Source organism: Streptomyces sp. GSL17-111, from assembly GCF_037911585.1.
GTDB lineage: Bacteria > Actinomycetota > Actinomycetes > Streptomycetales > Streptomycetaceae > Streptomyces.
Map to the genome: position 1 here is coordinate 4,537,892 of NZ_JBAJNS010000001.1, position 24,107 is coordinate 4,561,998.

Consider the following 24,107-nt stretch of genomic DNA (forward strand, 5'->3'; position numbering starts at 1 on the left):
GGTTAGCCGCCCTCCCGGGGGTCGGGTCCGGCGGCGCGGTCGCGGCGGCGGGCGTGGACGAGCAGGATCGAGGCCAGCGACGGCGTCCGGCACGCCAGGCGGTCCAGGGGCCGCAGCGGAGCCGGGACGTCGTGGTACGGCGCGCCCGTCATGCGGACGATCTCGAAGCCCGCCGCCGGGAGCATCGACCGCAGCGCCCGCGCGGTGTACAGGCGCAGATGGCCGACGACCTGGGCGCCGGGACGTCCGTGGATGCCCCGCATCGACACCTCCGAGAACACCGGCTGCACGCCCGCGAGCAGCAGCCCCCGGTTGTACCAGGCGGCCAGGTTCGGCGTGGAGAGCAGCAGGTGGCCGCCCGGCCGCAGGACGCGGTGCAGCTCGTCCAGGGCGGCGTCCGGGTCCACGAGGTGTTCGATGACCTCACTGAACAGGACGGCGTCGGCCGAGCCGGTGGCGAACGGCAACGCCGTCAACTCGCCGCGCACCGCCCGCAGGTGGGCGCCCGCGCGGCGCAGCGCGTCCTGGGACCAGTCGCTGCCGACCAGCCGCTTCCCCGGCAGCAGCGGCGCCGCGACGGCCGCCGCCGTGCCGTCCCCGCAGCCGACGTCGAGGACGGTGCCGGGGCCCGGGCCCAGGGCGCGGGCGAGGATGGCGGCCTGCCTGCGGGAGCGGTCGGCGCCGGAGGCGACCGGGGTGGCCGGGTTCTCGTAGAGCTCCTTGAGGCTGTCGGCCGGTGCGCTCATCGTGCTGCCTCCTGTCCGGTGGGACGACCGGTGGCCGGGCCGCCGCCGTCACCGGAGGCCGTTTCGGCCAGCGTACGGGCGAACAGGTCGCCGAGCCGGTGCCCGGCGGCGTCGTCGAAGCGGCCCCGCGACCAGCGGAGCACGACCTGGAGGCGCCCTCCGACCGAGATCGTGGTGACCGACACCCCGCGCGGCATACGGGCGGGAGCCGAGATCCACGCGGCGGTGGCCCGCCCGGCGCCGTCCCCGAAGTCCATCGGGTAGGGGAGCCGTCCGAGGTTCGACAGCAGCGTGGTGGACGCCCACGGGCCGAGCCCCCACCGCAGCGCCCGGGCGGTCGTCGCCCGCACCCCGACCGGCAGCACCGGCGTCGTCAGCAGGGCGCCGCTGCGGCCCAGTTGCGGCCGGGGCAGCGCCTTGAGCGCCCGGGTGCGCAGCGCCGTCGCGCGCAGCAGCTCCTCGACGGCGTCGGGGTCGCCGTCGGCGGCCCGGTGCGGCGTCCCGAAGGGCACCTCCACGAGCCGGGTGCCGTTGCCGATGGGCATGTCGGCGGTCCGGGGCCGGTCGTCGACGGGCATGGTGATGCGGACCGGCCGGTCGCCGCGCCCGTGGTCGCGGTTCCACCGCAGGGCCGTCAGGCACGTGGCGACGAGGAGCTGGTCGTTGACGGTGTACGGGGAGCCCTTCGGCCGGGACGGCAGCGGCAGCTCGGCGAGGTGCATGCCGTTGCCGTGCCCGGGCCGTCCGCCGCCGTGATCGGCGGCGAGCCGCGCCGGACGGGCCCAGGCCGAGCCCGACTCGGGGGGCGCGGACGGCTCCGGCCGGTCCGGCCCGGTGGCGGCGCGGACGGGTGGCGGCGCGGGCGCGTTGTCCGCGCCGCCGTACAGCTCCGCCGCCGTGGCCAGGACCCGCAGGCACGCCGGTCCGTCCATGCCGACGTGGTTCACCGTCGCGAGCAGGACGCACCCGTCGCCCCCGGGCGCGTCCACCACCTCGATGCGCAGCGGCGGCGCGGCGCTCAGGGGCGGTGCGTCCCGCAGCGAGCGGTGACGGGCCTCCGCCAGCGTGTCGCCGGGGAACCGGACGGGGTCGGTGTCCGGCGCCCCGGGCAGCTCCCAGGCGTACCCGGGACGCCACCAGCGCGGCGGCGCCTCGCGCATGAGGACGCGCGGATGACGGCCGAGCGCATCCCGCACCGCCCTGCGCAGCCGGTCCTCGTCGAGCCGGCCGGGCAGGTGGATCTCGATGTGGACGGTGTCCGGCTCGCGCTCGTCGACACAGTGCCGGGATATCTCGTCCACCACCGGGAACGGGATGCGCTCAGGGGTCATCGGTTCGGTTCCTCCCGGGTGTCGCCGTGACCGGTGCCGGGGTGGCCGGCGCCGGGCTTGCCGTACGCGTCCGGGCCCTGCGGTGCGGGGCCCCGCGGTGCCGCGACGGGCGGGCCGTGCGGAGCGGACCTGTGGCCCGCGTCCTCCTCGCCGCCCTCGCGGTGGCGTCCGCCCGGTCCGGGGCCCACCGTCACCAGCGCCGCGACCAGGGCCAGCAGCGCCAGCGCCTGGGCCGCGTGCCCGTAGGCGCCGGTGCCCTCCGCGAAGCCGGAGTCGGCGTGCAGGACGGCGAAGACCGCAGCCACCACCATGGAACCGACCGCGAGCGGAACGAGCACGGCGGGCCGCCACCAGGCCAGCAGGGCCGCCGCCGGGACCACGAGCGCGTACGGCCCGGAGACCAGGGCCAGCACCACGGTCAGGGCCACGACGCCCAGCAGCCAGCCCGGGGCGGGCACCGGAGCGGCGCCGGCCTCCTCGTCGACGTCGCGGCGCCGGACCAGGGCGAGCGCGAGCAGCCCCAGGATCGCGGCTCCCGCGACCCACAGTCCGACGGTGTACGTCGTCGCGGGGCCGTACTCCAGCGTCACCGTGCCGCCCTCGCCCTCGGGGACGAGGAAGCCCTGCTGCCAGCCGTCGAGCCGCACCGGCTCCAGCTCCTCGCCGTCCAGCGTGGCCGTCCAGCCGTCGTTGACGGCCATGTGGGTACGCAGGTAGGAGGCGTTGCCCGGCTCCACCTTCACGGAGCGCTCGTCGCCCTCCCAGTCGGTGGCGGTCACGTCCCGGTCGGCGCCGGTGGTCTGGACGTCGCCCCGGGTCAGGGAGAGGTCGGTGACGGCCAGGGCCTCGTCGGCGCCGGTCTCCACCGTGTGCTCACCGGCGTCCAGGGCGACGGACTCGCCGCGGCCCACGCCGTCGCCGCACAGCCGGACCTCCACGGGACGGCGGTCGGTGAGGTCGCGGACGGTGCCGGAGGCGCTGGTGTCGTACGCGGTGCCGTCGATGGTGACGGCCGGACCCTCGCCGCACTCCAGCTCGAACGGCGCCTCCTTCAGCGGCGCCTCGACGCGGAAGTCGTCCAGCCCGGGGATGTAGACCTCGTTCAGGCCCACGGGCAGCTGGAGGTCGCTCCCGGCGACGGGGTTGGCCACCGTGAGGTCGGCCGTCCCGGTGACGGTGATCTCCAGCTGGTCGGTCGTCATCGACTCGAATCGGGCCCAGCCGTTCCGGTCGACGGCCGTGGTCACCGCGCCGTCCGGAGAGGTGATCGTCACCTCCGTCGGACGGGCCGAGATGCCGCCGGCGGCGGACAGCACGACGGAGTCGACCGGGCGCGCCTGCGGCCAGCTGATCCTGACCACCGGCTCGTCCCCGGCGATCCACGCCGTCGTCAGGTCGCCGTCCACGAGGTTGCGCGGGCTGAGCGAGAGTCCGGTGGGGCTCGTCGACTCGGCGGTCGCGGTGATGCGGCCCTGCGCACCGGGGGCGACCTGGTCGAGCAGCTCGTCGAACGCCGTCCCGGGCACGGGCAGGGCGCTCACCTCGACGCCGTAGTCACCGGCCTCGGTCACGGAGAACTGCCGGTGCAGGGCCCGCTCGCTGCCCACCGGGTTCAGACCGCCGGGGTCGGCGTTGCGGTGCAGGGAGACGACCTCGGCGTCGGCGGCGGCGTCCTCGGGGGCGTCGGCGGGCAGTGACAGCATCCGGGTGACCTCCACGCCCGGGATGCGGATCTCGGAGAAGCCCGCGCCGGTCAGCCCCGGGCGCCGCTCCTGGGTGTCGAGGATCTCCAGCTTCAGCCAGTTCGCCTCACCGGCGGGCGCCTTGACGGTCTGCGTGCCGGTGCCGTCGAGCGTGGATCTCACGGCCTTCCTGCCCGTGTCGGTCTCGACGCTGACCTTCGTCGGCGTGGGGCGCAGTCCGTCGTCCGGCAGCGGGGTCAGCTCGATCTCGCCGGGGACGTCGGTGGCCCCGGTGAACTCGACCTTGATCCACTGGCCGGTGCTGTCGTCGGCGCTGCCCTCGGCCCAGCCCGTCTCCGGGTCGCCGTCGAAGGCGTGCACGGGGTCGAACTGCGGCAGGTGGAAGAGCCAGCTGCCGCTGCTGGAGGCGGTGACGGACTTCGCGCCGCGCAGCGTGGCCACCGTCTGGTGCCGCGTGCCCTCCACCGGGAGGATCATCTTCGGCGCCTCGCCGGCGTCCTGGAGGCTCTCCGGGTGGTTGCGCTCCTCGGCGGTGTAGGTGAAGGAGGTGTTGTTGTTGACCAGGCCGAAGCGGGTGTCGGCACGCCGCAGCCCGTCCGCCGTCACGTGCAGGTCGGGTGCGTCGACGCCGGGGTGGGCGTCGCCGGTCAGCACGGCCGGCCGGTTCCCGAAGTCGCGGTCCGCCGACAGCGGCAGCAGGGCCTCGGGGCCACCGCTGACGCGTGCGGTCTGCGCCACGTCCTGGGCCCGCACCTGCTCCGGCATCGACGGCGCGAAGGTACCGGCGGGCTCGTAGATCTCCACCGACTTCTGCCGGGGGTAGAAGCCCTGGAGCATGACCGGGGTGTCGGCCGGGATGCGCCCGGCGGTCGTCAGCGGGCCGAAGCTCTCGACCTTCTCGTAGCCGGACGCCTCCAGCGTCCGCTTCACGGTCTGCGGCGGCACGTAGCCCACCTGGTCCGGGTCGAGGTCGTTGCGCACGACGACGTAGTGGAGCCCGGCGCGGTTCAGGTACTGCTGGAGACCGGGGACGGCGCCCCCGCTCATCAGCGCCTGCTCCACGGCGTCCAGCATGCGGCGCTCGCCGGGCGGTCCGAAGGGCACGTAGTCCCGCTGCGCCCAGGGTGACTCGGCCAGTACGTGCAGCGGCTGGTCGATGGGCGAGCCCCAGGTGTAGACGCCGTGCGCGGTCGCCGGGACGACCAGGGCCCGGGTGTCGCCGGACTTCTCCTCCAGCCAGTCCGCCGTCTGCTCCCAGTGCTTGGGCAGCGCCTCGAACGCGCCCGGCTGCAGCACCGCACCGCTCAGGTACGGCAGCGCCAGCCCGGGCAGCACCAGCAGCGCGGTGAGCGCGGGCACGAGCCGCGCGCTGCGCAGCGCGCCGACGCGGTCGGGGCCGGCCGCGCGGGCTCCGCGCCGCCGGGCCACCAGGACGGCGGTGAGGTGGGTGAGGCCCAGGGTGAGGGCCAGCGCGAGGCCGGGCTGGAACTTGTAGATGTTGCGGAACGGCCGGAGCCAGCCGTCCAGCCAGCCCTGGAACCCCTCGGCGAACGGCGCGCCGAGGGCGCCGCCGTAGCCGGCCAGCATGACGAGCGTCACGGTGACGACGGTGAGCACGAGCCAGCGCCGCTCGGGCATGTCGCGCCGGGCCAGGCCGCCCAGGCCGACGGCGGCGGCCAGCGCGCTGCCCGCGACGGCGAGCGCGGCGGTGGCCATCGTCCAGCCCGCCGGCAGCCAGGCCTCACCGAAGTTCAGGTAGGCCACCCAGTTGCCCGCGCCGCGCAGCATCTCGAAGGCCGACATCGTGGACGTGGTCGCGGTGGCCTGCTCGACGTACGGCATGAAGTCCTCGCCGTGGGCGCCGAGGAGCAGCAGCGGGATCACCCACCACAGCGTCGCCAGGATCACGCCGGGTATCCACCACGCCAGCAGCGTCAGACGCCGCCGTCCGGTGCGGGTGATCAGGTAGAGGCCGACCGGCAGGAGCGCCGCCAGGGTCGACGCCGCGTTCACGCCGCCCATGAACGGGATGAGCAGCGCGGAGCGGGTGGCCGCCACCCGGGCGATCGGCGCCGTGCCGTCCGCCTTCGCCACCAGGGGCAGCAGCACCCACGGCAGCATCGCGCCGGGCAGGGCGCCGGCCGAGGTGGAGCCGACGATGATGGTGAACGTGGGCCACAGCGCGTAGGCCACGGCCCCCAGCAGCCGGGTGGAGCGGTTGCCCACGTCCAGCCGCTCGGCCAGCCGCAGCGCGCCCCAGAACGCGGTGGTCACCACGAGCGACAGCCACAGCCGTTCGGCCAGCCACACCGGTGCCCAGTCCAGCAGGGCGTAGAACGGCAGCATCGGGAAGAGGTAGCCGATGTACTGGTCGGCGATGCCGCCGAAGCCGGAGCGGTCCGACCACAGGTTCCCCAGCTCACCGAGGAACATCCACGGGTCGGTGGCGACGCCCAGCTTCGTCTCGAAGGTCATGTTGCCCGGTGCTGCCACCACGAAGGCGACCAGGACCAGCACGTAGGCACCCAGCAGCCACCACCGGCTGCGGGGTGGCCCGGTCGGGTCGGGCCCGACGGCGCTCATCTCGAGCGTGCGGTCAGTGGTCGTCGTCATGGGGGCACCGCCGGAGGATGAGGAGGAGGTTCCAGGTGGCGATCTCACGGAGGACCGGGACCCGGGTGATGGCATGGACGAAGAAGGGCCAGTAACGCGACCGCGCGGCGAGCACCTCGACGTCGTCGCGGGCCCGCACGTGGCGCAGGGTGGGGCCGACGTGCACGGCGAACAGGTTCTCGCCGAGGGTGTGCTTGGCCGGGCGGCCGTGCCGCCTGGCGTAGCGGGCCCGCGCCCGCTCGGCGCCGAGGTAGTGCCAGGGGGCGGTCTCGTGGCCGCCCCACGGGGAGTACCAGTTGGTGAAGGACACGTAGACCAGCCCGCCGGGGCGGGTCACGCGCACCATCTCGCTGAGGAACGTCCGGGGGTCGTCGACGTGCTCCAGCACGTTGGAGGAGAAGGTGACGTCGGCGGTGCCGTCGGCCACGGGCAGCAGGTAGCCGTCCGCCAGCACCGCCCCCTGCGGGGTGCGGCCGTGGCCGTGCAGCTCCGCCGGGTCGGGCTCGAAGAGGAAGCCGCGGGCGCCGCGCCGCCGGAACTCGTCGGTGAAGTGCCCGCTGCCGCCACCGACGTCGATGACGGTCGAGCCCTTCAGCGGCGTGTACCGCTCGATCTGGTCGGCCGCGTCCCGGGCGAGCAGGGAGTAGCAGGTCTCGGGGTCGTTCTGCTCGTTCATGAAGGCTCTGAACAGGGCGACCGATCTCCGCAGGGACGGGTCCTTCACACCGGTCACCTCGGGGCCCCCGGGCGGGGGTCCGGCGGGGCGGTGCCGTGCCGCCACGCCTCGGCCGCCACCTCGCGGAACGCCGCGACCGTGCGCGTCCAGCCGAAGCCGGCGGCGCGCGCCCGTGCGGCGTCGCCCATCGCGGTGCGGCGGGGGGTGGAGAGCCCGAGGGTGCACCAGGCGGCGGCGAAGGAGCTCTCGCCGCGTGCCAGGACGCCGGTCTCCCCGTCGGCGACGGAGTCCCGCAGCCCGGGGATGTCGAACCCCACGGCGGGGGTGCCGCGCGCGGCGGCCTCCATCACCACGAGGCCCCAGCCCTCCACGAGCGAGGGGTGCAGGAGCAGCCAGGACGAGCTCAGCAGCCGGTGCTTCTCCGCCTCGGAGACGTGCCCGGTGAACGTCACCGAGTCCCCGGCCATCGCTTCGAGCCGGGCCCGCTCGGGCCCGTCGCCCACGATGACGAGGCGGCCGCCGGTGACCGGACGCACCCGTTCCCACAGGCGCAGCAGCAGGTCGATGCGCTTGTACTCCACGAGCCGGCCCATCGCCAGGAACAGCGGCTCGGGCGACTTCGGCGCGGGGGGACCGGGTTCCTCGACACCGTTGTGGACGATGCGGATGCGGTCGCCCCGGACGCCGATGCCGCGCAGCGCCTCGGCCGTGGAGTCGGAGACCGCGACCATCAGGTTGTCCCGGTGCGTGCGGGCCAGGGCCCAGTGCTCCAGCTGCCGACCGATCCGCGCGGCGGGGGCCGGGTAGCGCATCCCCCACAGGTCGGTGTGGACGTGGTTGACGAAGCAGAGCGTCGGCCCCCGGTACCACAGGGGAGCGAGGTAGGGCATGCCGTTGCAGACCTCGACCATCAGGTCGGCCTCACCGACCTCACGGGTGACGGTGCGCCGGGCGCGCAGGAAGTGCCCGGCGTCCCCGCCGGCGGAGACGACCCGGTAGTCGCGCTCGGCGGCCGGGCCGCCGCACACGAGGGTGACCTCGTGGCCCTGGGCGGTGAGGCCGGCGGCGATCCGGTCGATGAGCAGCTCGGAACCGCCTGCGGCCGGGTTGCCGATGTCGCGGCGGGCGAGGAAGACGATGCGGCGCGGATACCGGGAGGGGACGGCGTCCGCGAGGGCGGCGGCGACCGCCGTGCCCGCCGAGGCGGGCAGCCGCTGCGGCGGTACGGCGGCGGCGTGGGGAGCCACCGGGGGCACCTGCTGGGGCATGGGGCGCTCCACTCGTGTGAGGGTGCGTGGTGGACGAAGGGGTGGTGCTGGTGCTGCGCGGGAGGGGACGAGCGGGTTCTGCGGAGTGCGAGCCTGTCTCGTGCGCGGGGACCGCGTGGTGCGCGGTGGGACCGAGTGCCGGGAGCCGGGGGCGGTGGCTGGCCATCGGATGGCTCAATTTTCGTCGTCGTGACGGATGCGGCTACTCACCCGTATGACAAATTCGCCCCTGAATTACCGGCGGGTACACGTCGTGGCGCTCAAAGACGGCCGGTGACGCCTCCCGGCGCACCCCGGGAGGCGCGCGTCACTCCGCCGGACGCCTGCCACGGACCACCAGCACGGCACCGGCCGCGGCGAGCAGCACGCCCGCGACGCCCGCCCCGATCGGGGCGGTGGTCCCGACCGTCCGCAGTTGCGAGCTGTCCGCCCGGGCCAGTTCCACCTGCTGCTCCTGGGTGTCCTCGGTGAACGTCAGCCCCTCGCTGTGCAGCAGGGTGACGGCCGTCTCCGTCCCGCCCGGCGCCCGCAGCGTCACGTGGGGGCCGGTGGTCGCCCGGATGATGCGGCCGGTGGCCTCGTCGACGACCAGCTCGATGTTGTCGTTGGCATACCACTCCTCGGCCATCACCTGCGAGGTCTCCGGCATGCCCACCAGCCGTCCGGGCACCTGCCGGGAGCCCGTCCTGGTCGCCTCGACGGTGCCCGTGAACCGCATGCCCTCGTAGTCCTGGACCGTCACGCGGTCGACGTACTCCAGCACGACGGTGCCCCCGAGCGTGCCGTCCCACCAGCGGTAGTCCTTCTCCTGGACGTCGAAGGGGAACTTCAGGTAGGCGTCCCCGGCGAACTCCGTCGGGGCCTCGCCGCAGCAGTGGACCGGCTTGTTCGTCTTCCGGTCGGTGACCCACCGCTCGGTCGTCCACTGGAAGGACTTGCGCGGGTCGTCGAGCTCCAGCGTGCGCTCGGTGTCGATGGTCTGGGAGATGTCCCAGACGGCGACGTCGCCGCGTTCGCTCGCGGCGACGTTCCCGAGCACCCGGCGGGTGACGGTGAGCGGTTCGTCGGTCTTGCCCTCGACCGCCTGTTGGTCGAAGTAGTCGCCGGTGCCCTTGAAGACCGTGGTGGTGTCCACGTCGATGGGGGTGCGCTTGGCGCGCGGTTCCACGTACCAGGCCAGCATCGGGGCCAGGACCAGCAGAAACACGCCGAGCCCCAGCAGGGTCAGCGACAGGGGTGAAGCGGAACGGCGCATGACGGGTGCTCCCGGTGAGATGGGTGGTGCGCGTTCAACGTGCTGCGTGCGGTGCGACGTGCGTCGAGGTGTGCCACGTGCGCCACCGGAGCTGTGGGACGCGCAGCGCGCGGGGCCGGTGGCGCCCCGTGGCGTGAACGTGCCGGGGCAGCCTCCGGTCGTCCGGGCAAGCCCCTGGGCCGGTGACGGTAAGCGAACTCTTGACAGCACGTCAATGCCCTTCCAAACTCGTCAGTAGGAAACTGGTGTCGGGGGCGACAGCTGGTGCCGTGACGTGCCGAGAAGAGGTCCCCCGCGCCATGCACAGACTCCTTGCAGCAGCCTTGACCTGCATCTTTGCCGCGCTGCTCGCCGTCGGCGCCGGTGTGGGCATCGTCGCCATGCTGAACGCCGACACCGAGCAGCCGAATGTGCCGCTGGTGCACTTCCCCGATCACGAGCCGGAGGCGACGAGCCCGCCGGCCGAGCCCGCGTCACCCTCCGAATCGACCGACCCGTCCGGTGAGCCCGCGGACGGGGCCGAGGCCGAGGGCGCTTCCGAGGGCGCCTCCGAGGACGAGGGCGGGGACGGGGACGAGAGCGCCGAGCCCACCGAGCAGCCGGACGGGCCGGCGGAGGACGGAACCTCGTGACGGCGACCGTGGAGTCCGCGTGGGGAGCGGTCCCCGAGACCCAGGTCCGCACGTTCACCGCGCGGGCCCGGGACGAGATCCCCGTGCTCGCCGCCGACATCCTGCGGGAGATCCGCCGCGCCCACCCGAGTCTGCCCGTCGTCGTCGACGAGACCTCGGGCGAGCCCATGTCGCTCATCGGCATCCGCCGGGCGCTCGAACACTTCGTGGAGCACCTGGCCACCGGTCTCGGCAGCCCGCACGTGCACCCCACCGTCTTCCAGGACTTCGGCCGGGGCGAGCTGCTCCAGGGCCGCAGCCTCGACTCACTCCAGGCGATCTACCGGCTCGGCGTGCGGCTCGCCTGGCGGCGGCTGGCGGAGATCGGCCAGCAGGCCGAGATCCCCGCCCCGGCGATGTACGAGCTGGCCGAGTCGGGCTTCCAGTACCTCGACGGCCTGGTCGCCGAATCCGTGCGCGGATACGCCGAGGCGGCGGCCCGGCAGGCGGGGGAGCGGCTGCGCCTGCAACGCCGCCTGCTCGACCTGCTGCTCGACGAGAGCGGGCACGGCGGGCGGCTCGAGTCGGTGCTGGCCGAACGGGCGGCCCGGATCGGCTGGCCGGTCCCGCAGACGGTGGCCGTCGCCGTGCTCGTCCCCCCGGCGCGGGAGGCGCTGCCGCCCGCCCTCGGCCCCGAGGTCCTGCTCGACATGGAACGCGAGCAGCCGCTCATGGTCGTGCCCGAGCCGGACGCGGCGGGCCGGGGCGAGCTGCTGCGCCGCGCGACGGCGGGCTGGTCGGGCGCCGTCGGCCCGCCGGTGGGCGTCGCGGAGGCGGCGAAGTCGTTGCGCTGGGCGCAGTCGGCGGTGTCGCTGATGGAACGCGGACTGCTGCCGTCGGGCGGGCTGCTGGACTGCACCGAGCACACCGAGGCCCTGGTGCTCCTCCCACCCGAGGAGCTCATCGACGACCTCGGCCGACGTCTGCTGGCCCCGCTGGAGGAGTGCGGCCCCACGCACGCCAGGCGGCTCGCGGAGACGATGCTCGCCTGGCTGGAGACGCGCGGCGGCGCGCCGGAGGTGGCGACCCGGCTGGGCGTCCACCCGCAGACCGTGCGCTACCGGCTGCGGCAGATCCGGGAGATGTGGGGCGAGGCGGTCGACGACCCCGACCGCCGCTTCGAGCTGGAGCTCGTGCTCCGCGCCCGCAGGCTGCGCGGCGACCTGGCCTGAGCGCCGTCCGTCGCGTCCGGCGACCCCGCCGGGCGACCCCGCCGGGCGGGCGCGTCAGTCGGTGGCGTCCGGCGGCTCGCCGGTGCCGAGCATCCGGCGCAGCAGGTCCCGCAGCGTCCGGCGGTCCGCCGCGTCCAGGCGTCCCAGCGGCTCCCGGGCGAAGTCGCCGAGCGACTCCCGCAGCGCCGCCGCCGTCCGCCGTCCCTCGGGCGTGACGGCGGCGAGCTTCACCCTGCGGTCCGTCTCGTCGGACCGTCGCTCGACCAGACCGCGCGCGGTCAGCCGGTCGACGATGCCCGTCACGTTCGACGGCTCGCACTTGAGCCGCTGGGCGAGGTGCCGCATGGGCATGGGGGAGTAGGCCAGCAGGGCGAGCACCCGCGCCTGCGCGCCGGTCAGGGAGTGCTGGGCGGCGGCCTTGTCGTACTCCTCGTAGTAGCGGCCCACGACGTCGCCGAGCAGCTCCAGCACGTCGAGCGTGAGCCGGTCGGCGGGGGTCTTGGCACGGGTCATGCCCACCAGCATAGCGATTTACTTGACAACCTGAAATATCCAGGTGCAGTGTTGTTTCAGATGCTGAAGTAATTTCGTGCTTCAAGGAGCTGAGATGAGCCTGCCCACGACCGGCCGCGCCTGGCACCTGACAGCCCGCCCGAACGGCTGGCCGACCCCGGAGGACTTCGCGCTGCGCGAGGAACCCGTCGCGGCCCCCGCGTCCGGGCAGATCCTCGTGCGCAACGCCGTGCTGTCCGTGGACCCGTACATGCGCGGCCGGATGAACGACGTCAAGTCCTACGTACCCCCCTTCCGGCTCGACCACCCGATGGAGGGCGGCGCCGTCGGCGTCGTCGTGGCCTCCGAGGCCGAGGGCTTCTCGGTCGGCGACCACGTCCTGCACTTCCTCGGCTGGCGCGAGTACGCGACGCTCGACGCCGCGCACGCCCAGAAGGTCTCCGCCGACCTGGCCCCGCTGAGCACCTACCTCGGCGTCATGGGCATGCCCGGCCTGACCGCCTACGCGGGCCTGCTCGACGTGGCGTCCTTCCAGGAGGGCGACGCCGTCTTCGTCTCCGGTGCCGCCGGAGCCGTCGGCAGCCAGGTCGGCCAGATCGCCCGGATCAAGGGCGCCTCCCGCGTCATCGGCAGCGCCGGCTCGCCCGAGAAGGTCAAGCTGCTCACCGAGGAGTACGGCTTCGACGCCGCCTTCAACTACAAGGACGGCCCGGTCGCCGAGCAGTTGCGCGCGGCGGCCCCGGAGGGCATCGACGTCTACTTCGACAACGTCGGCGGCGACCACCTGGAGGCCGCCATCGGCTCCCTCAAGGTCCACGGCCGCGCCACGCTGTGCGGCGCCATCGCCCAGTACAACGACACCGAGGCGGCACCGGGCCCGCGCAACCTCGCCCTGGCCATCGGCAAGCGGCTGCGCCTCACGGGCATGCTCGTGAACGACCACCAGAAGCTGATGCCGCGCTTCACGGAGGAGACCGCCGGCTGGATCGCCTCCGGGGAGCTGAAGTACCACGAGACCGCGAGCGAGGGCATCGAGTCCGCCGTGGACGCGTTCCTCGGCATGCTCCGCGGCCGCAACACCGGAAAGATGATCGTCCGCCTCGCCGACTGACCCCCGCACGTCAGGCTCTAGACTCGTCCCGCCGGACGGGGCGTGGGCGCGAGCCCGTTCGGTGACTTCCCCACCTAGGAGGAACTGCATGTCCATCCAGCCCGTCGACGTCCTCTACACCGCCGTCGCCACCGCCGAGAACGGCCGCGACGGCAAGGTCGCCAGCAGTGACGGCCAGCTCGAGGTCGTCGTCAACCCGCCCAAGGAGATGGGCGGCAGCGGAGCCGGCACCAACCCCGAGCAGCTCTTCGCCGCCGGGTACAGCGCCTGCTTCCAGGGCGCGCTCGGAGTCGTAGCCCGTCAGGAGAAGGCCGACATCTCCGGCTCGACCGTCACCGCCGAGGTCGGCATAGGCAAGACGCCCGAGGGCGGCTTCGGCCTGAAGGTCGCGATCAAGGCCGACATCCCGAACGTGGACGCGGCCACGGCCCAGGCCCTGGTGGAGAAGGCCCACCAGGTGTGCCCGTACTCCAGCGCCACGCGCGGGAACATCGAGGTCACCGTCTCGGCCTGACCGGCCCGGACGGCGAAGGCCGCCACGGCACCGCCGTGGCGGCCTTCGCCGTTCCCCGGCCGCCCCGCACTCCCTCCGCGCGGATCCGCCGGAGCCCGTCGGCCGCTCACGGCCGCAGCAGCACCGCTCCCGCTCCCGGCTGCCCGGCGCCGGACAGCGCCATCGCCGCGCCGAAGTCCGCCAGCGGGAACGCGTGGCTCACCAGCGGTTCGGCCCGCAGCCGGCCCAGCCGGAAGGCCCGCACCGCGTGCGTCCAGGCGGCGGGCGCGGCGCCGGGGACGGCCCGCACGGTCAGGGCGTGCGAGGCCAGCCGCGCCGGGTCCAGGCCGCGCGCCCCCGGTCCCGGACGACCGGCCAGCACCACCCGGCCGCCCGGCCGGGCGAGCAGAGACGCTCCGTGCGCGCTCTCCGGCTCACCGGCCGTCTCCACCACCAGGTCGCACCGCCCGTGCAGGACGGAGCTCTCCGCCGGGTCCACCGTCCGGTCCGCGCCGAGCCCGAGCGCCTGCTCCAGTCGGCGCACCCGCCGGTCCACGACGACCAGTTCGCCGGGCGAGGAGGCGGCCAGCACCTGGACCGTGAGGAGCCCGAGGGTGCCCGCACCGTGCACCGCCACCCGCTCCCCGGGCACGGGCGCGCCGGCCAGGGCGGCCCCGGCGGCCACGGCCGCGCGTCCCAGCAGGGCGGCCGCCGGCCGGTCACCGCCGTCCGGCAGCGTGTGGAGGAGCTCGGCGGGCAGCACGAGCACGTCGGCGAAGGCGCCGGGGCCCGGGCGGCCGGGCGGCCGCGCGCACAGATGTGACGATCCTTCACGACAGCGTGCGCAGGTGAGACATCCGCCGGGCTCGGTGCGGCCCGCGACCGCACGGCCGAGCAGCCGCTCCGTCACCCCCTCACCGACCGCCTCCACGGTCCCCGACCATTCGCGGCCGGGCGTGACGGGGTAGACGGTCGGGCAGCCGACGGTCCGCCCCTCGTACACGGCGCGGTCGGCCGGGCCGACGAGCGCGGCGGACACGGCGACCCGGACCTCGCCCGCCCCGGGTTCGGCGACGGGGCCGCTCACCAGCCGATGTGCCCGCGGCCCGTCGACGACGACGGCACGTGCGGTGCGGACGCTGGGGATCACGACCCCATTGTGCGGGCGTGCCGCAGGGCCGAGCGGAGGCACCGTCAGCTTCCGGCCAGGCTCAGGGCTCCCGGGGCGCCGTCACCCGCTCGAAGGCGAGTTCCGCGAGCACGGCCTGGCCCTTCCTGCTCGGGTGGAACCAGTCCAGGCCGCTGACCTCGTCGGCCGTGAAGCGGTACGCGTGCACGGCACCGCCGTCGTAGCGGCAGCGCTCGGCGGCGTCGCACACCTCCTCCAGCACGGCGTTGTAGGCGTCGACCCGCTCGGAGACCCGCTCGCGGCGCTCGGTGGCCGCCGCGTCCACGGCGGCGGGGTCGCCGAGCATGGTCGGACAGATGCCCAGCTGCCAGATGCGGGTGGCCAGCGCGTTGTCCCGACCCTGCGACCACAGCCGCTCCAGGTCGGGCACGCTGGCCACGTACACCTGTGTGTCCGGTGACCCACGTTCCAGTGTGCGCAGCGACCGTTCGAAGTCCGCCCGGAAGTCGTCGGTCGGTGTCATGGCGGACACGTCGCGCGCGCAGGCGTCGTTCGCGCCGATGAGCACGGTGACCAGATCGGGCCGGTGGGCGGCGGCCCGGTCGGCCTGGCCGGGCAGGTCGGCCATGTCGGAGCCGGCGACGGCGTAGTTCCACGTCGCGTCCGACGGGTCCGGCAGGAGCCGCTCGGCGAGGCTCTCGACCTCGGGGGAGGTGCCCGTCGACCAGGACGCCTCCGGGCAGTCCGCCAGCAGCGAGCAGGTGTCGAAGCCGATGGTGATGGAGTCCCCGAGGGCCGCGATGGACTCGGGACTGGTGTCCCAGTCGCCGGTGGGGGTGGGGGAGGGCCGCCCCTCGACGAAGGTCCTGCGGCTGTCGGTCTCCTCGGCCGGATCCGGCCCGGAGCTGCACGCCGCCCCGCCCAGCGCGAGCAGGAGTGCGGCCGTGAGCGCGGCGCCCTTGCGCCCGACCCTCCGGCTCCGGACCCGTTCGCCGACCGTCATGCGCTCGCCCTCGTTCCCCGACGCCGTCCATCCGCTTCCCTACCCGACGGTACGTGATGGCTGCCCCGTCCGGGACGCCCGCCGGGACGTGCGGCGGGAAGAACGGTTCCGATCACCGGTGGGACACTAACGGCACGTCATACGGCGTCCGATTTGCGGAGAATGACCGTCAATGGTGTTTACTGTTCGTAACTCAGCAACTGGTGGTCACGTTGCCCATGGGGAACAATGGCAGGCGGCGGACTTCGAACCGCACGGGAGGTCCCGGTGACGACACGTGGCGTTCTTTATGTGCACTCCGCGCCGCGCGCGCTGTGTCCGCACGTCGAATGGGCGGTGGCCGGCGTACTCGGCACCCGGGTGAGCCTCGACTGGATCAATCAGCCCGCCGCGCCCGGTACCTGGCGTGCGGAGCTGTCCTGGCAGGGGGAGCCCGGCTTCGCCTCGAAGCTGGCCTCCGCCCTCAGAGGCTGGCACCTCCTGCGCTTCGAGGTGACGGCCGACCCCTCCGCCGGGGCGGAGGGCGAGCGCTACAGCTCCACACCCCAGCTCGGCATCTTCCACGCCGTCACCGGCATGCACGGGGACATCCTCATTCCCGAGGACCGGCTGCGGGCCGCCATGGAGCGGGCCGCACGGGGCGAGACGGACCTGGCGGCCGAGGTGTCCCGGCTGCTGGGCAAGCCGTGGGACGACGAGTTGGAGCCCTTCCGCTACGCGGGGGAGGGCGCCCCCGTCCGCTGGCTGCACCAGGTCGTCTGACCTCCGGCTCCCCACACGCCGAAGGGCCGCACCCCACGGGTGCGGCCCTTCGTGCTGCTCCACGGGTCTCAGACCGAGCGGAAACCCAGGACGACGTTGTGACCGCCGAAGCCGAACGAGTTGTTGACCGCCGCGATCGTGCCCTCCGGCAGCGCGCGGGCCGTACCCCGCACGATGTCGGCGTCGACCTCCGGGTCCAGCTCGTCGACGTTGATGGTGGGCGGAGCCGTGCGGTGGTAGAGCGCGAGCACGGTGGCGACCGACTCGACACCGCCCGCGCCGCCCAGGAGGTGACCGGTCATCGACTTCGTGGCGGAGATCGCCACCTGGTCCAGCCGGTCGCCGAAGACCTTGCGCAGCGCCTTGATCTCGGCGACGTCACCCTGGGGGGTGGACGTGGCGTGCGCGTTGACGTGCACGCACTGTTCGGGCGCGAGGTCCGTCGCGTCCAGCAGGTTCTGCAGGGCGGCGGCGATGCCGCGCCCGGTCGGCTCCGGCTGCGCGATGTGGTGCGCGTCGGAGGACAGCCCCTGACCCACCGCCTCGCAGTACACCCGTGCGCCGCGGCGGGCCGCGTGCTCGGCCGACTCCAGCACCAGCAGGCCGGCGCCCTCGCCGAGGACGAAACCGTCCCGCGCGGTGTCGTAGGGCCGGGACGCCTGCTCGGGAGCGTCGTTGTTCTTCGACATCGCCATCATGTTGGCGAAGGCCGCCACCGGCAGGGCGTGGATGGCCGCCTCCGTGCCGCCGGCGACGACGACGTCGGCGCGGCCGGTACGGATCATCTCGATGCCGTAGCCGATGGCCTCGGCGCCCGAGGCGCACGCGCTCACCGGAGTGTGCACGCCCGCCTGGGCGTTGACCTCCAGGCTCACGTTCGCCGACGGGCTGTTGGGCATGAGCATCGGTACGGTGTGCGGCGAGACGCGGCGGGCGCCCTTCTGCAGCAGCACGTCGTACTGGCTCAGCAGCGTCTGCACGCCGCCGATGCCGGACGCCACCACGACGCCGACGCGCGCCGGATCGATCGGGGTGCCCGGCTCGCCGGCCCCGCTCTCGAACCCGGCGTCGGCCCACGCCTCACGGGAGGCGACCAGCGCGAACTGCGCGGAGCGGTCCAGCTTGCGGGCCTGGGGGCGGGACAGAACCTCGGTCGGTTCCACCGCCACCCGGGCCGCGATGCGGACGGACATGTCCGCCGCCCACTCCTCCTCGATGCGCGAGACGCCGGAGCGCCCCGTCGTCAGACCTTCCCAGGTCGATGCGCTGTCGCCACCCAGCGGTGTGGTTGCGCCGATACCGGTGACGACCACGGTGCGATTGGTCGTGTTCACGGAATTCCTGTCTCCACGGGTAGAGGGTTGTGACCCGCCACCCGGTACCCCGGGTGGCGACAAACGCATAACGAGCGGGCGTCAGCCCTGGTGCTCCACGATGTACTTGACGGCGTCGCCGACGGTCTTGAGGGTCTTGACGTCGTCGTCGGGGATCTTCACGTCGAAGCGCTCCTCGGCGGCGACCACGACCTCGACCATCGACAGCGAGTCGACGTCCAGGTCGTCGGTGAAGGACTTGTCCAGCTCGACGTCCTCCTCGGGGATACCGGCGATCTCGTTGACGATCTCGGCGAGACCCTTGACGATCTCTTCCTGCGTGGCGGCCATGCTTGGCGCTCCTTCTGATGTGTTGCGCTGATGTGTTGCGGTGGACGGCCGGTCGACCGACCGGCCGGGTGAACCGACTAGGGGAGCGTAACGACAGTCGCCGCGTACACGAGACCCGCCCCGAAGCCGATGACGAGCGCGGTGTCGCCGCTCCTGGCCTGCCCGGTCGCCAGCAGCCGCTCCATGGCGAGCGGGATGGAGGCGGCCGAGGTGTTCCCGGTCGTCTCCACGTCCCGGGCGACGGTGACGTGCTCCGGCAGCTTGAGCGTCTTCACCATCGAGTCGATGATCCGCATGTTCGCCTGGTGCGGGATGAAGACGTCCAGGTCCTCCGCGGAGATCCCGGCCACCTCCAGCGCCTCCTGGGCGACCTTGGCCATCTCGAAGACCGCCCAGCGGAAGACCGTCTGGCCCTCCTGGCGGATCGCGGGGTACTTCTCCGGCGTGCCGTCCCGGTAGACGTCCCAGGGCAGGGTCTGCGTGATGGTCTCGTGCTTGTCGCCCTCCGAGCCCCACACCGTCGGGCCGATGGCCGGCTCCTGGGAGGGGCCGACGATCACCGCGCCGGCGCCGTCGCCGAAGAGGAACGCGGTGGAGCGGTCCGTCAGGTCGGTGAGGTCGGAGAGCCGCTCCACGCCGACGACGAGCACGTGCCGCGCGCTGCCCTCGACGATGAGGCCCTTGGCGATCGTCAGGCCGTAGCCGAACCCGGCGCAGGCGGCGGAGATGTCGAACGCGGCGGCCCTGCCGGTGCCCAGCCGGTGGGCGATCTCGGTGGCCACCGAGGGCGTCTGCTTGAAGTGCGAGACGGTCGAGATGATGACCGCGTCCACCTGCTCGGGGGCCAGGCCCGCGTCCGCGATGGCCTTGCCCGCCGCGTGCAGGGTCATCTCGGTGACCGTCTCGTCGGGCCCGGCCCAGTGGCGGGTGGCGATGCCCGACCGGGAGCGGATCCACTCGTCGGAGGACTCGATGTGCTTGAGGATCTCCTCGTTCGGCACGACCCGGGTCGGGCGGTAGCCGCCCACACCGAGGACACGCGCGTACGGGGAGCCCTGGGCGGGCTTGATCTTCGCGGGCATGGGCTCGGTGCTCCTATTCGGCGGTGCCGTGCTCGGCGATCAGCTCACGGGCGGCGTCGAGCTGGTCGGGGGTCTTGAGCGCCAGGGTCTTGACGCCCGGCAGAGCGCGCTTGGCGAGCCCGGTCAGCGTCCCGCCCGGGCACACCTCGATGACGGCGGTGACACCCAGCTCGCGGAAGGTGTCCATGCACAGGTCCCAGCGGACGGGGCTGGCGACCTGGCCGACCAGACGGTCGACGAAGTCGCCGCCGTCGGTGACGACCTGTCCGTCCCGGTTGGAGACCAGCCGCACGGCCGGAGCACCGGGGGTGAGGTCGGCGACGGCTTCCTTCAGCGCGCCGACGGCGGGTGCCATGTGGTGGGTGTGGAAGGCGCCCGCCACCTTGAGCTCCCGCACCCGGGCGCCCTCGGGCCGCTCGGCGGCGAGCGCGGCCAGCTGCTCCGTGGTGCCGGCGGCGACGATCTGCCCGGCCCCGTTGATGTTGGCGGGCGTCAGCCCGAGGCCCTCCAGGTGGGCCACGACGGCGTCGGCGTCCCCGCCCAGCACGGCGGACATGCCCGTCCGCGTGACGGCGGCGGCCTCGGCCATGGCCTGTCCACGCCGCGTCACGACCGCCATGGCGTCCCGCTCGGAGAGCACCCCGGCCGTCGCGGCGGCGGTCAGCTCACCGACGCTGTGCCCGGCGACCGCGCCGACGCGGTCCAGCGCCGACGGGGGGTCGCCGTCGAGCAGCGCGCGGGTGGAGAGCAGCCCGGCGGCGACCAGCAGCGGCTGCGCGACGGCCGTGTCGCGGATCTCGTCCGCGTCGGCCTCCGTGCCGTGGCGCACGAGGTCGAGCCCGGTGATCTCGGACCACTGCGTGAGCAGGTCCGCGACACCCGGGAGTTCGAGCCAGGGATTCAGGAAGCCGGGCGACTGGGCGCCTTGGCCTGGAGCGACGAGTACGAGCACCCTTCCACTCTCTCTTGGGGGTGAAGGTCCCCGCCGGTGGGGACCGAGACGAAGAACGTTCGTGGGAATTGTGGACCCTGCACAAAGCCGCTCGTCAAGGACGGACAGGCGTCCTGGCGTCGACGAGCCGTCCCAGAATCAGTGCGATACGCAGGGTGAACGCCGAACGTACGTCCGAAGGCGACCAGCCGGTGACATCAGTCACACGTCGCAGCCGGTAGCGCACGGTATTGGGGTGCACGAACAGCATCCGCGCGGCGCCCTCCAGACTGCTCGCCTGCTCCAGATAGACGCTCAGTGTTTCCAGGAGCGCCGAACCGGCGTCCTCCAGCGGTCTGTAGATCTCCTCCACCAGCAGATCGCGCGCCGTGGGGTCTCCCGCCATCGCCCGCTCGGGCAGGAGATCGTCCGCCAGCACCGGGCGCGGAGCGTCCGGCCACGCCGCCGCCGCCCGCAGCCCGGCCGCCGCGGCCCGCGCGGACCGCGGCGCCGACAGCAGGTCCGCGACCACCGGGCCCGCCACCACCGGCCCCGGGGCGAAGGGGCCGATCAGTGACTTCGCCGCCTTCAGCGGATCCTCCGCACCACCGGCGACGACGACCAGCCGGCTGCCGAGCACACCGGTGAGCACCTGAAGCTTCGCGTACCGGGCGGCGCGCCGGATCGCCTCGACCGTCAGCTCGCTGTCCCCGTCCGGAGCGTTCCCCAGCACCACGCACACGTGTTCCGGCGCGTTCCAGCCCAGGGCGGCCGCCCGCGACACCGCTCCCTCGTCCGCCTCACCGGAGAGCACCGCGTTCACCACCAGGGACTCCAGCCGCGCGTCCCAGGCCCCGCGCGCCTCCGCCGCCTGCGCGTACACCTGCGCGGTGGCGAAGGCGATCTCCCGCGCGTAGACCAGCAGCGCCTCGCGCAGCACCGCCTCGTCGCCCGGGGCGGCGACCTCGTCGATGGCGCTCTCGACCACCTCGATCGTGGTACGGACCATCTCCACCGTCTGCCGCAGCGTGATCGCCCGCGTCAGCTCGCGCGGGGCCGTGCCGAAGACGTCGGTGCTGATGGCGCGCGGCGTCTCCGGGTGCCGGAACCACTCGGTGAACGCCGCGATGCCCGCCTGCGCCACCAGCCCGATCCACGAACGGTTCTCCGGGGGCATGACCCGGTACCACGTGAGCTGCTCGTCCATCCGCGCGATCGCGGCGGCGGCCAGCTTGCCGGAGTGCTGCTGGAGCCGACGCAGCGTGGCGGCGTGCGGATGGTCGGGGACGGCGGGCGGCGGGGTCTCAGCAGGTTCGGGCACGGGACAAGCCTGCCTTATCGGTACGACGTCCACGGACCGGCCCCTCGCGACCCCGCGCGGGCCCGCCCCCCTCCGGCACCAGTCACCAGTGACCGGTCACTGGTGACTGGTCACCGAGGAAGCACGTACCGTGCACCCATGGTGGATGTGCGCAGAGCGGCCGAGCGGTACCGGGGCGGCGACGCCGCAGCGGGTATCGACACCAGGCACGCCTTCTCCTTCTCCGGCCACTACGACCCGGAGAACACCGGGTTCGGGCTCCTCGTCGCGTGCAACGAGGAGCGGCTCGTCCCCGGCGCGGGCTTCGCCGAACACCCCCACCGCGACCTGGAGATCGTCACCTGGGTGACCGAGGGCGAGCTGACGCACACCGACACCGCCGGGCACGCCACCGTCGTGCGTCCCGGCGATCTCCAGCGGCTCAGCGCGGGGGACGGGGTGCGGCACAGCGAACGCAACGCCGGCACCGGGCCGTTGCGGTTCTGGCAGATGTGGCTGGTCCCCGGCGTCTTCGGGGGCGCGCCGGAGTACGACGTCGTGCGGGGCATCGCGGACGGCACGCCCTACGCCCTGGACCGCGCACAGGCGGTGCTGCACGTCCGCCGGCTGCGGGCGGGGCAGCGCTCCGCCGTGCCCGACGCGCCCTGGGCCTACCTCCAGGTGGTGCGCGGCAGCCTGGAGGTGGCCGGTCGCTGGCTGGCCGTCGGTGACGCCGCCCGCGTCACGGACGCGGAAGCGCTGGTCGTCGCCGCCGGGCACGGCGGTGCGGAGCTGCTCGTCTGGGAGATGCACGCCGAGCCCGGCTACGGCTGACGCCCACCGGCAGCGGCCGGGACCGCGTCAGCCCAGCTCGGCCAGGACCGCGTCGGTGAAGGGCGGCCACGCCTCGACCGCCCACTCGCCGAACTGCCGGTCGGCGAGGGCCACACAGGCGGCGCCCGCCGCCGGATCCACCCACAGGAACGTTCCGGCCTGGCCGAAGTGCCCGAAGGTGCCGGGGGAGGAGGAGGCGCCCGTCCAGTGCGGGGACTTCTCCCCCCGGATCTCGAAGCCGAGCCCCCAGTCGTTCGGCGACTGGTTCCCGTAACCGGGCAGCACCCCGCGCAGGCCGGGGAACGCCACCGTCGTCGCCGCGTCGAGCGTCTGCCGGGCGACGAGCGTGGGGGCCAGCAGTTCGGCCGCGAAGCGCGTCAGGTCCGCCGGGGTGGAGACGGCAGCCGCCGCCGGCGTCCCGTTCAGCTCGGTCGCCGTCATGCCCAGCGGCTCCAGGACCGCCTGGCGCAGGTACTCGGCGAACGGGATGTCCGCCGCCTTCTCGATGTGGTCGCCGAGGACTTCGAACCCGGTGTTGGAGTACAGCCTGCGCTCGCCGGGCCCGGCCATGACCCGGTGCTCGTCGAACGCCAGCCCCGAGGTGTGCGCCAGCAGGTGCCGCACCGTCGAGCCCTCGGGCCCGGCCGGTTCGTCCAGCTCCACCGCTCCCTCCTCGACGGCCACGAGCGCGGCGTAGGCGGTCAGCGGCTTCGTCACGGAGGCGAGGGCGAACCGGTGGCCGTCCGGACCGTGGCGGCCCGCCAGGGTGCCGTCGGCCCGGACCACCGAGGCCGCCGCCGTCGTCACCGGCCAGTTGTCGATCATCCGCAGGCTGTCCATGGCACCGAGCGTACGGGACGGGCGGAACACGCCGGCCCGGAGCGCACCCCGGCCGGGGCGCTACAGCTCGGCGAGCAGATCCGCCTTCTTGACGGAGAACTCCTCGTCCGTCAGCAGCCCGGCGTCGTGGAGCCTGCCGAGGTGCCGGATGCGCTCGGCGATGTCGGCCGGATCGGCCCGCAGCGCGCCCGGCGCCCGGGGCGACGGCCCGCCCGCGCCCCCGCCCACCGGCCCGTCGGCGTTCCGGGCCGTCGCGCGGTCCGCCCGGATCGCCGCCAGCACGGCCGCCGCCAACGGCAGTGACTCGTGCACGAGCCCGTACCCCAGACCGAAGACGACGGCGGCCGGGTCCTGGTCCGGCTCGCCGGGCCGGGACTCCCGGCCCTCCACGGCGCGCCGGATCAGCCGCAGATGGCCGCCCAGCACCTCGGGTGTGCGCCACTCGACGTCCTCCAGGTCCGCGACGTCGAAGAACTGGTCGCCCGCCTTCCACTTCGCGGAGGAGGCGCCCGTCCAGAACCAGCGGAACGAGACGGTGCCGCCGTCGAACGCGGCCTTGCCGTCGTACGCCTTGAACTGGAGGGGCGGCTCCGGGGCCGGCACCAGGTACGTCCCGGCCGGGTGCTCCGCGTCGGCCCCGAGGACGCCGCGCAGCTCGGTCGCGTAGAAGTCGGCGAGCGTCTCGCGGTCGGCGGGGAGCACCAGCCGGTACGGGTCGCAGCCCGTCTTCAGCTGCCCCGCCGCAGCGTCCAGCAGCGGATCGGCGCCCCGGCGCAGCACCGCGCGCAGCGCCACCGTGCCACGCCGTACCCCCGGCGCCAGCTCCACGCGGGCCAGCGCCTCGTACGGAACACGCCGCTCCCGGAGGACCTGGAACAGCTTCGGCGTGCGGATCCCCCGTTCGAAGCGGATGAGCACGGAGTCGGTGTCGAACTCCCAGGCGGAGTGGATTCCGGCCAGCACATCACCCATGCGGCCCATCGTATGCGCCGGGAGCCCGCACGTCCCCC

At 73.9% G+C, this 24,107-nt stretch carries 22 protein-coding genes; 6 read left to right on the forward strand and 16 right to left on the reverse strand.

Annotation, left to right across the window (positions count from 1 at the left end; genetic code table 11):
* Positions 1-2 precede the first annotated feature (2 nt).
* From V6D49_RS20255 to V6D49_RS20280, 6 genes are all read right to left on the reverse strand, one after another.
* Positions 3-746: a class I SAM-dependent methyltransferase gene (locus tag V6D49_RS20255; RefSeq protein WP_340561701.1), complete on the reverse strand. Its 744-nt coding sequence runs from the start codon at positions 744-746 to the stop codon at positions 3-5.
* Positions 743-2,077, reverse strand: a complete 1,335-nt coding sequence (locus V6D49_RS20260; protein ID WP_340561702.1) for a condensation protein — start codon at positions 2,075-2,077, stop codon at positions 743-745. Before V6D49_RS20260 ends, V6D49_RS20255 begins: the two co-directional genes overlap by 4 nt.
* A complete protein-coding gene (locus tag V6D49_RS20265) occupies positions 2,074-6,393 on the reverse strand; it encodes an alpha-(1->3)-arabinofuranosyltransferase domain-containing protein (protein WP_445330562.1) in 4,320 nt (1,439 codons plus the stop codon). Before V6D49_RS20265 ends, V6D49_RS20260 begins: the two co-directional genes overlap by 4 nt.
* Entirely contained in the window at positions 6,377-7,117 is a 741-nt protein-coding gene (locus tag V6D49_RS20270; RefSeq protein WP_340561703.1) for a class I SAM-dependent methyltransferase, read from the reverse strand. Before V6D49_RS20270 ends, V6D49_RS20265 begins: the two co-directional genes overlap by 17 nt.
* A 5-nt stretch (positions 7,118-7,122) precedes the next feature.
* A complete protein-coding gene (locus V6D49_RS20275) occupies positions 7,123-8,337 on the reverse strand; it encodes a glycosyltransferase family 4 protein (RefSeq protein WP_340561705.1) in 1,215 nt (404 codons plus the stop codon).
* Between the two features lie 307 nt (positions 8,338-8,644).
* Positions 8,645-9,592 (reverse strand): DUF3068 domain-containing protein, encoded by a 948-nt coding sequence (locus V6D49_RS20280; RefSeq protein WP_340561706.1) that lies wholly within the window; start codon positions 9,590-9,592, stop codon positions 8,645-8,647.
* 323 nt (positions 9,593-9,915) lie between these two features.
* On the opposite strand from V6D49_RS20280, the gene V6D49_RS20285 reads away from it, so the two are divergent.
* Both V6D49_RS20285 and V6D49_RS20290 read left to right on the forward strand, forming a co-directional pair.
* A complete protein-coding gene (locus tag V6D49_RS20285) occupies positions 9,916-10,224 on the forward strand; it encodes a hypothetical protein (RefSeq protein ID WP_340561707.1) in 309 nt (102 codons plus the stop codon).
* Positions 10,221-11,435, forward strand: a complete 1,215-nt coding sequence (locus tag V6D49_RS20290; protein ID WP_340561709.1) for a helix-turn-helix domain-containing protein — start codon at positions 10,221-10,223, stop codon at positions 11,433-11,435. The genes V6D49_RS20285 and V6D49_RS20290 overlap by 4 nt, the downstream gene beginning before the upstream one ends.
* Positions 11,436-11,489: 54 nt before the next feature.
* Here the strand turns inward: V6D49_RS20290 and V6D49_RS20295 are convergent, their stop codons facing one another.
* Positions 11,490-11,948, reverse strand: coding sequence for a MarR family winged helix-turn-helix transcriptional regulator (locus V6D49_RS20295; protein ID WP_340561710.1), 459 nt, complete (start codon positions 11,946-11,948; stop codon positions 11,490-11,492).
* A 94-nt stretch (positions 11,949-12,042) separates the two neighbouring features.
* Here V6D49_RS20295 and V6D49_RS20300 point away from each other — a divergent pair, with 94 nt between their 5' ends.
* Both V6D49_RS20300 and V6D49_RS20305 read left to right on the forward strand, forming a co-directional pair.
* Positions 12,043-13,059, forward strand: a complete 1,017-nt coding sequence (locus V6D49_RS20300; RefSeq protein WP_340561711.1) for an NADP-dependent oxidoreductase — start codon at positions 12,043-12,045, stop codon at positions 13,057-13,059.
* An 88-nt stretch (positions 13,060-13,147) separates the two neighbouring features.
* The gene (locus V6D49_RS20305; RefSeq protein ID WP_340561712.1) at positions 13,148-13,573 is read left to right on the forward strand and encodes an organic hydroperoxide resistance protein; all 426 of its coding nucleotides are present in this window, start codon (positions 13,148-13,150) and stop codon (positions 13,571-13,573) included.
* A gap of 106 nt (positions 13,574-13,679) precedes the next feature.
* On the opposite strand, the gene V6D49_RS20310 is transcribed toward V6D49_RS20305, so the two are convergent.
* Together V6D49_RS20310 and V6D49_RS20315 are read right to left on the reverse strand one after the other, a co-directional pair.
* Complete coding sequence (locus V6D49_RS20310; RefSeq protein WP_340561713.1) at positions 13,680-14,702, reverse strand: zinc-dependent alcohol dehydrogenase; 1,023 nt, start codon at positions 14,700-14,702, stop codon at positions 13,680-13,682.
* A 61-nt stretch (positions 14,703-14,763) separates the two neighbouring features.
* Positions 14,764-15,684, reverse strand: a complete 921-nt coding sequence (locus tag V6D49_RS20315) for a GDSL-type esterase/lipase family protein (RefSeq protein ID WP_340561714.1) — start codon at positions 15,682-15,684, stop codon at positions 14,764-14,766.
* A 267-nt stretch (positions 15,685-15,951) separates the two neighbouring features.
* On the opposite strand from V6D49_RS20315, the gene V6D49_RS20320 reads away from it, so the two are divergent.
* Positions 15,952-16,446 (forward strand): DUF3145 domain-containing protein, encoded by a 495-nt coding sequence (locus V6D49_RS20320; protein WP_340561715.1) that lies wholly within the window; start codon positions 15,952-15,954, stop codon positions 16,444-16,446.
* Between the two features lie 68 nt (positions 16,447-16,514).
* Here the strand turns inward: V6D49_RS20320 and fabF are convergent, their stop codons facing one another.
* The 5 genes from fabF to V6D49_RS20345 form a co-directional block, all read right to left on the reverse strand.
* Complete coding sequence (gene fabF / locus V6D49_RS20325) at positions 16,515-17,780, reverse strand: beta-ketoacyl-ACP synthase II (RefSeq protein WP_340561716.1); 1,266 nt, start codon at positions 17,778-17,780, stop codon at positions 16,515-16,517.
* Between the two features lie 81 nt (positions 17,781-17,861).
* Complete coding sequence (locus V6D49_RS20330) at positions 17,862-18,110, reverse strand: acyl carrier protein (protein WP_340561717.1); 249 nt, start codon at positions 18,108-18,110, stop codon at positions 17,862-17,864.
* A gap of 77 nt (positions 18,111-18,187) precedes the next feature.
* On the reverse strand, positions 18,188-19,192 hold the full coding sequence (locus tag V6D49_RS20335) for a ketoacyl-ACP synthase III (protein ID WP_340561718.1): 1,005 nt from the start codon (positions 19,190-19,192) through the stop codon (positions 18,188-18,190).
* Positions 19,193-19,205: 13 nt separating this feature from the next.
* Positions 19,206-20,144: an ACP S-malonyltransferase gene (locus V6D49_RS20340; RefSeq protein ID WP_340561719.1), complete on the reverse strand. Its 939-nt coding sequence runs from the start codon at positions 20,142-20,144 to the stop codon at positions 19,206-19,208.
* Between the two features lie 94 nt (positions 20,145-20,238).
* The gene (locus V6D49_RS20345; RefSeq protein ID WP_340561720.1) at positions 20,239-21,444 is read right to left on the reverse strand and encodes a PucR family transcriptional regulator; all 1,206 of its coding nucleotides are present in this window, start codon (positions 21,442-21,444) and stop codon (positions 20,239-20,241) included.
* A gap of 138 nt (positions 21,445-21,582) precedes the next feature.
* Between V6D49_RS20345 and V6D49_RS20350 the strand changes: the two genes are divergently transcribed.
* Positions 21,583-22,257 carry a pirin family protein gene (locus tag V6D49_RS20350; protein WP_340561722.1) on the forward strand — a complete coding sequence of 225 codons (675 nt, stop codon included), beginning with the start codon at positions 21,583-21,585 and terminating at the stop codon, positions 22,255-22,257.
* Between the two features lie 27 nt (positions 22,258-22,284).
* Here V6D49_RS20350 and V6D49_RS20355 read toward each other — a convergent pair whose 3' ends face one another.
* Both V6D49_RS20355 and V6D49_RS20360 read right to left on the reverse strand, forming a co-directional pair.
* Positions 22,285-23,097 carry a serine hydrolase domain-containing protein gene (locus V6D49_RS20355; protein ID WP_340561724.1) on the reverse strand — a complete coding sequence of 271 codons (813 nt, stop codon included), beginning with the start codon at positions 23,095-23,097 and terminating at the stop codon, positions 22,285-22,287.
* Between the two features lie 60 nt (positions 23,098-23,157).
* Entirely contained in the window at positions 23,158-24,078 is a 921-nt protein-coding gene (locus tag V6D49_RS20360; RefSeq protein ID WP_340561726.1) for a DUF4429 domain-containing protein, read from the reverse strand.
* Between the last annotated feature and the right edge of the window lie 29 nt (positions 24,079-24,107).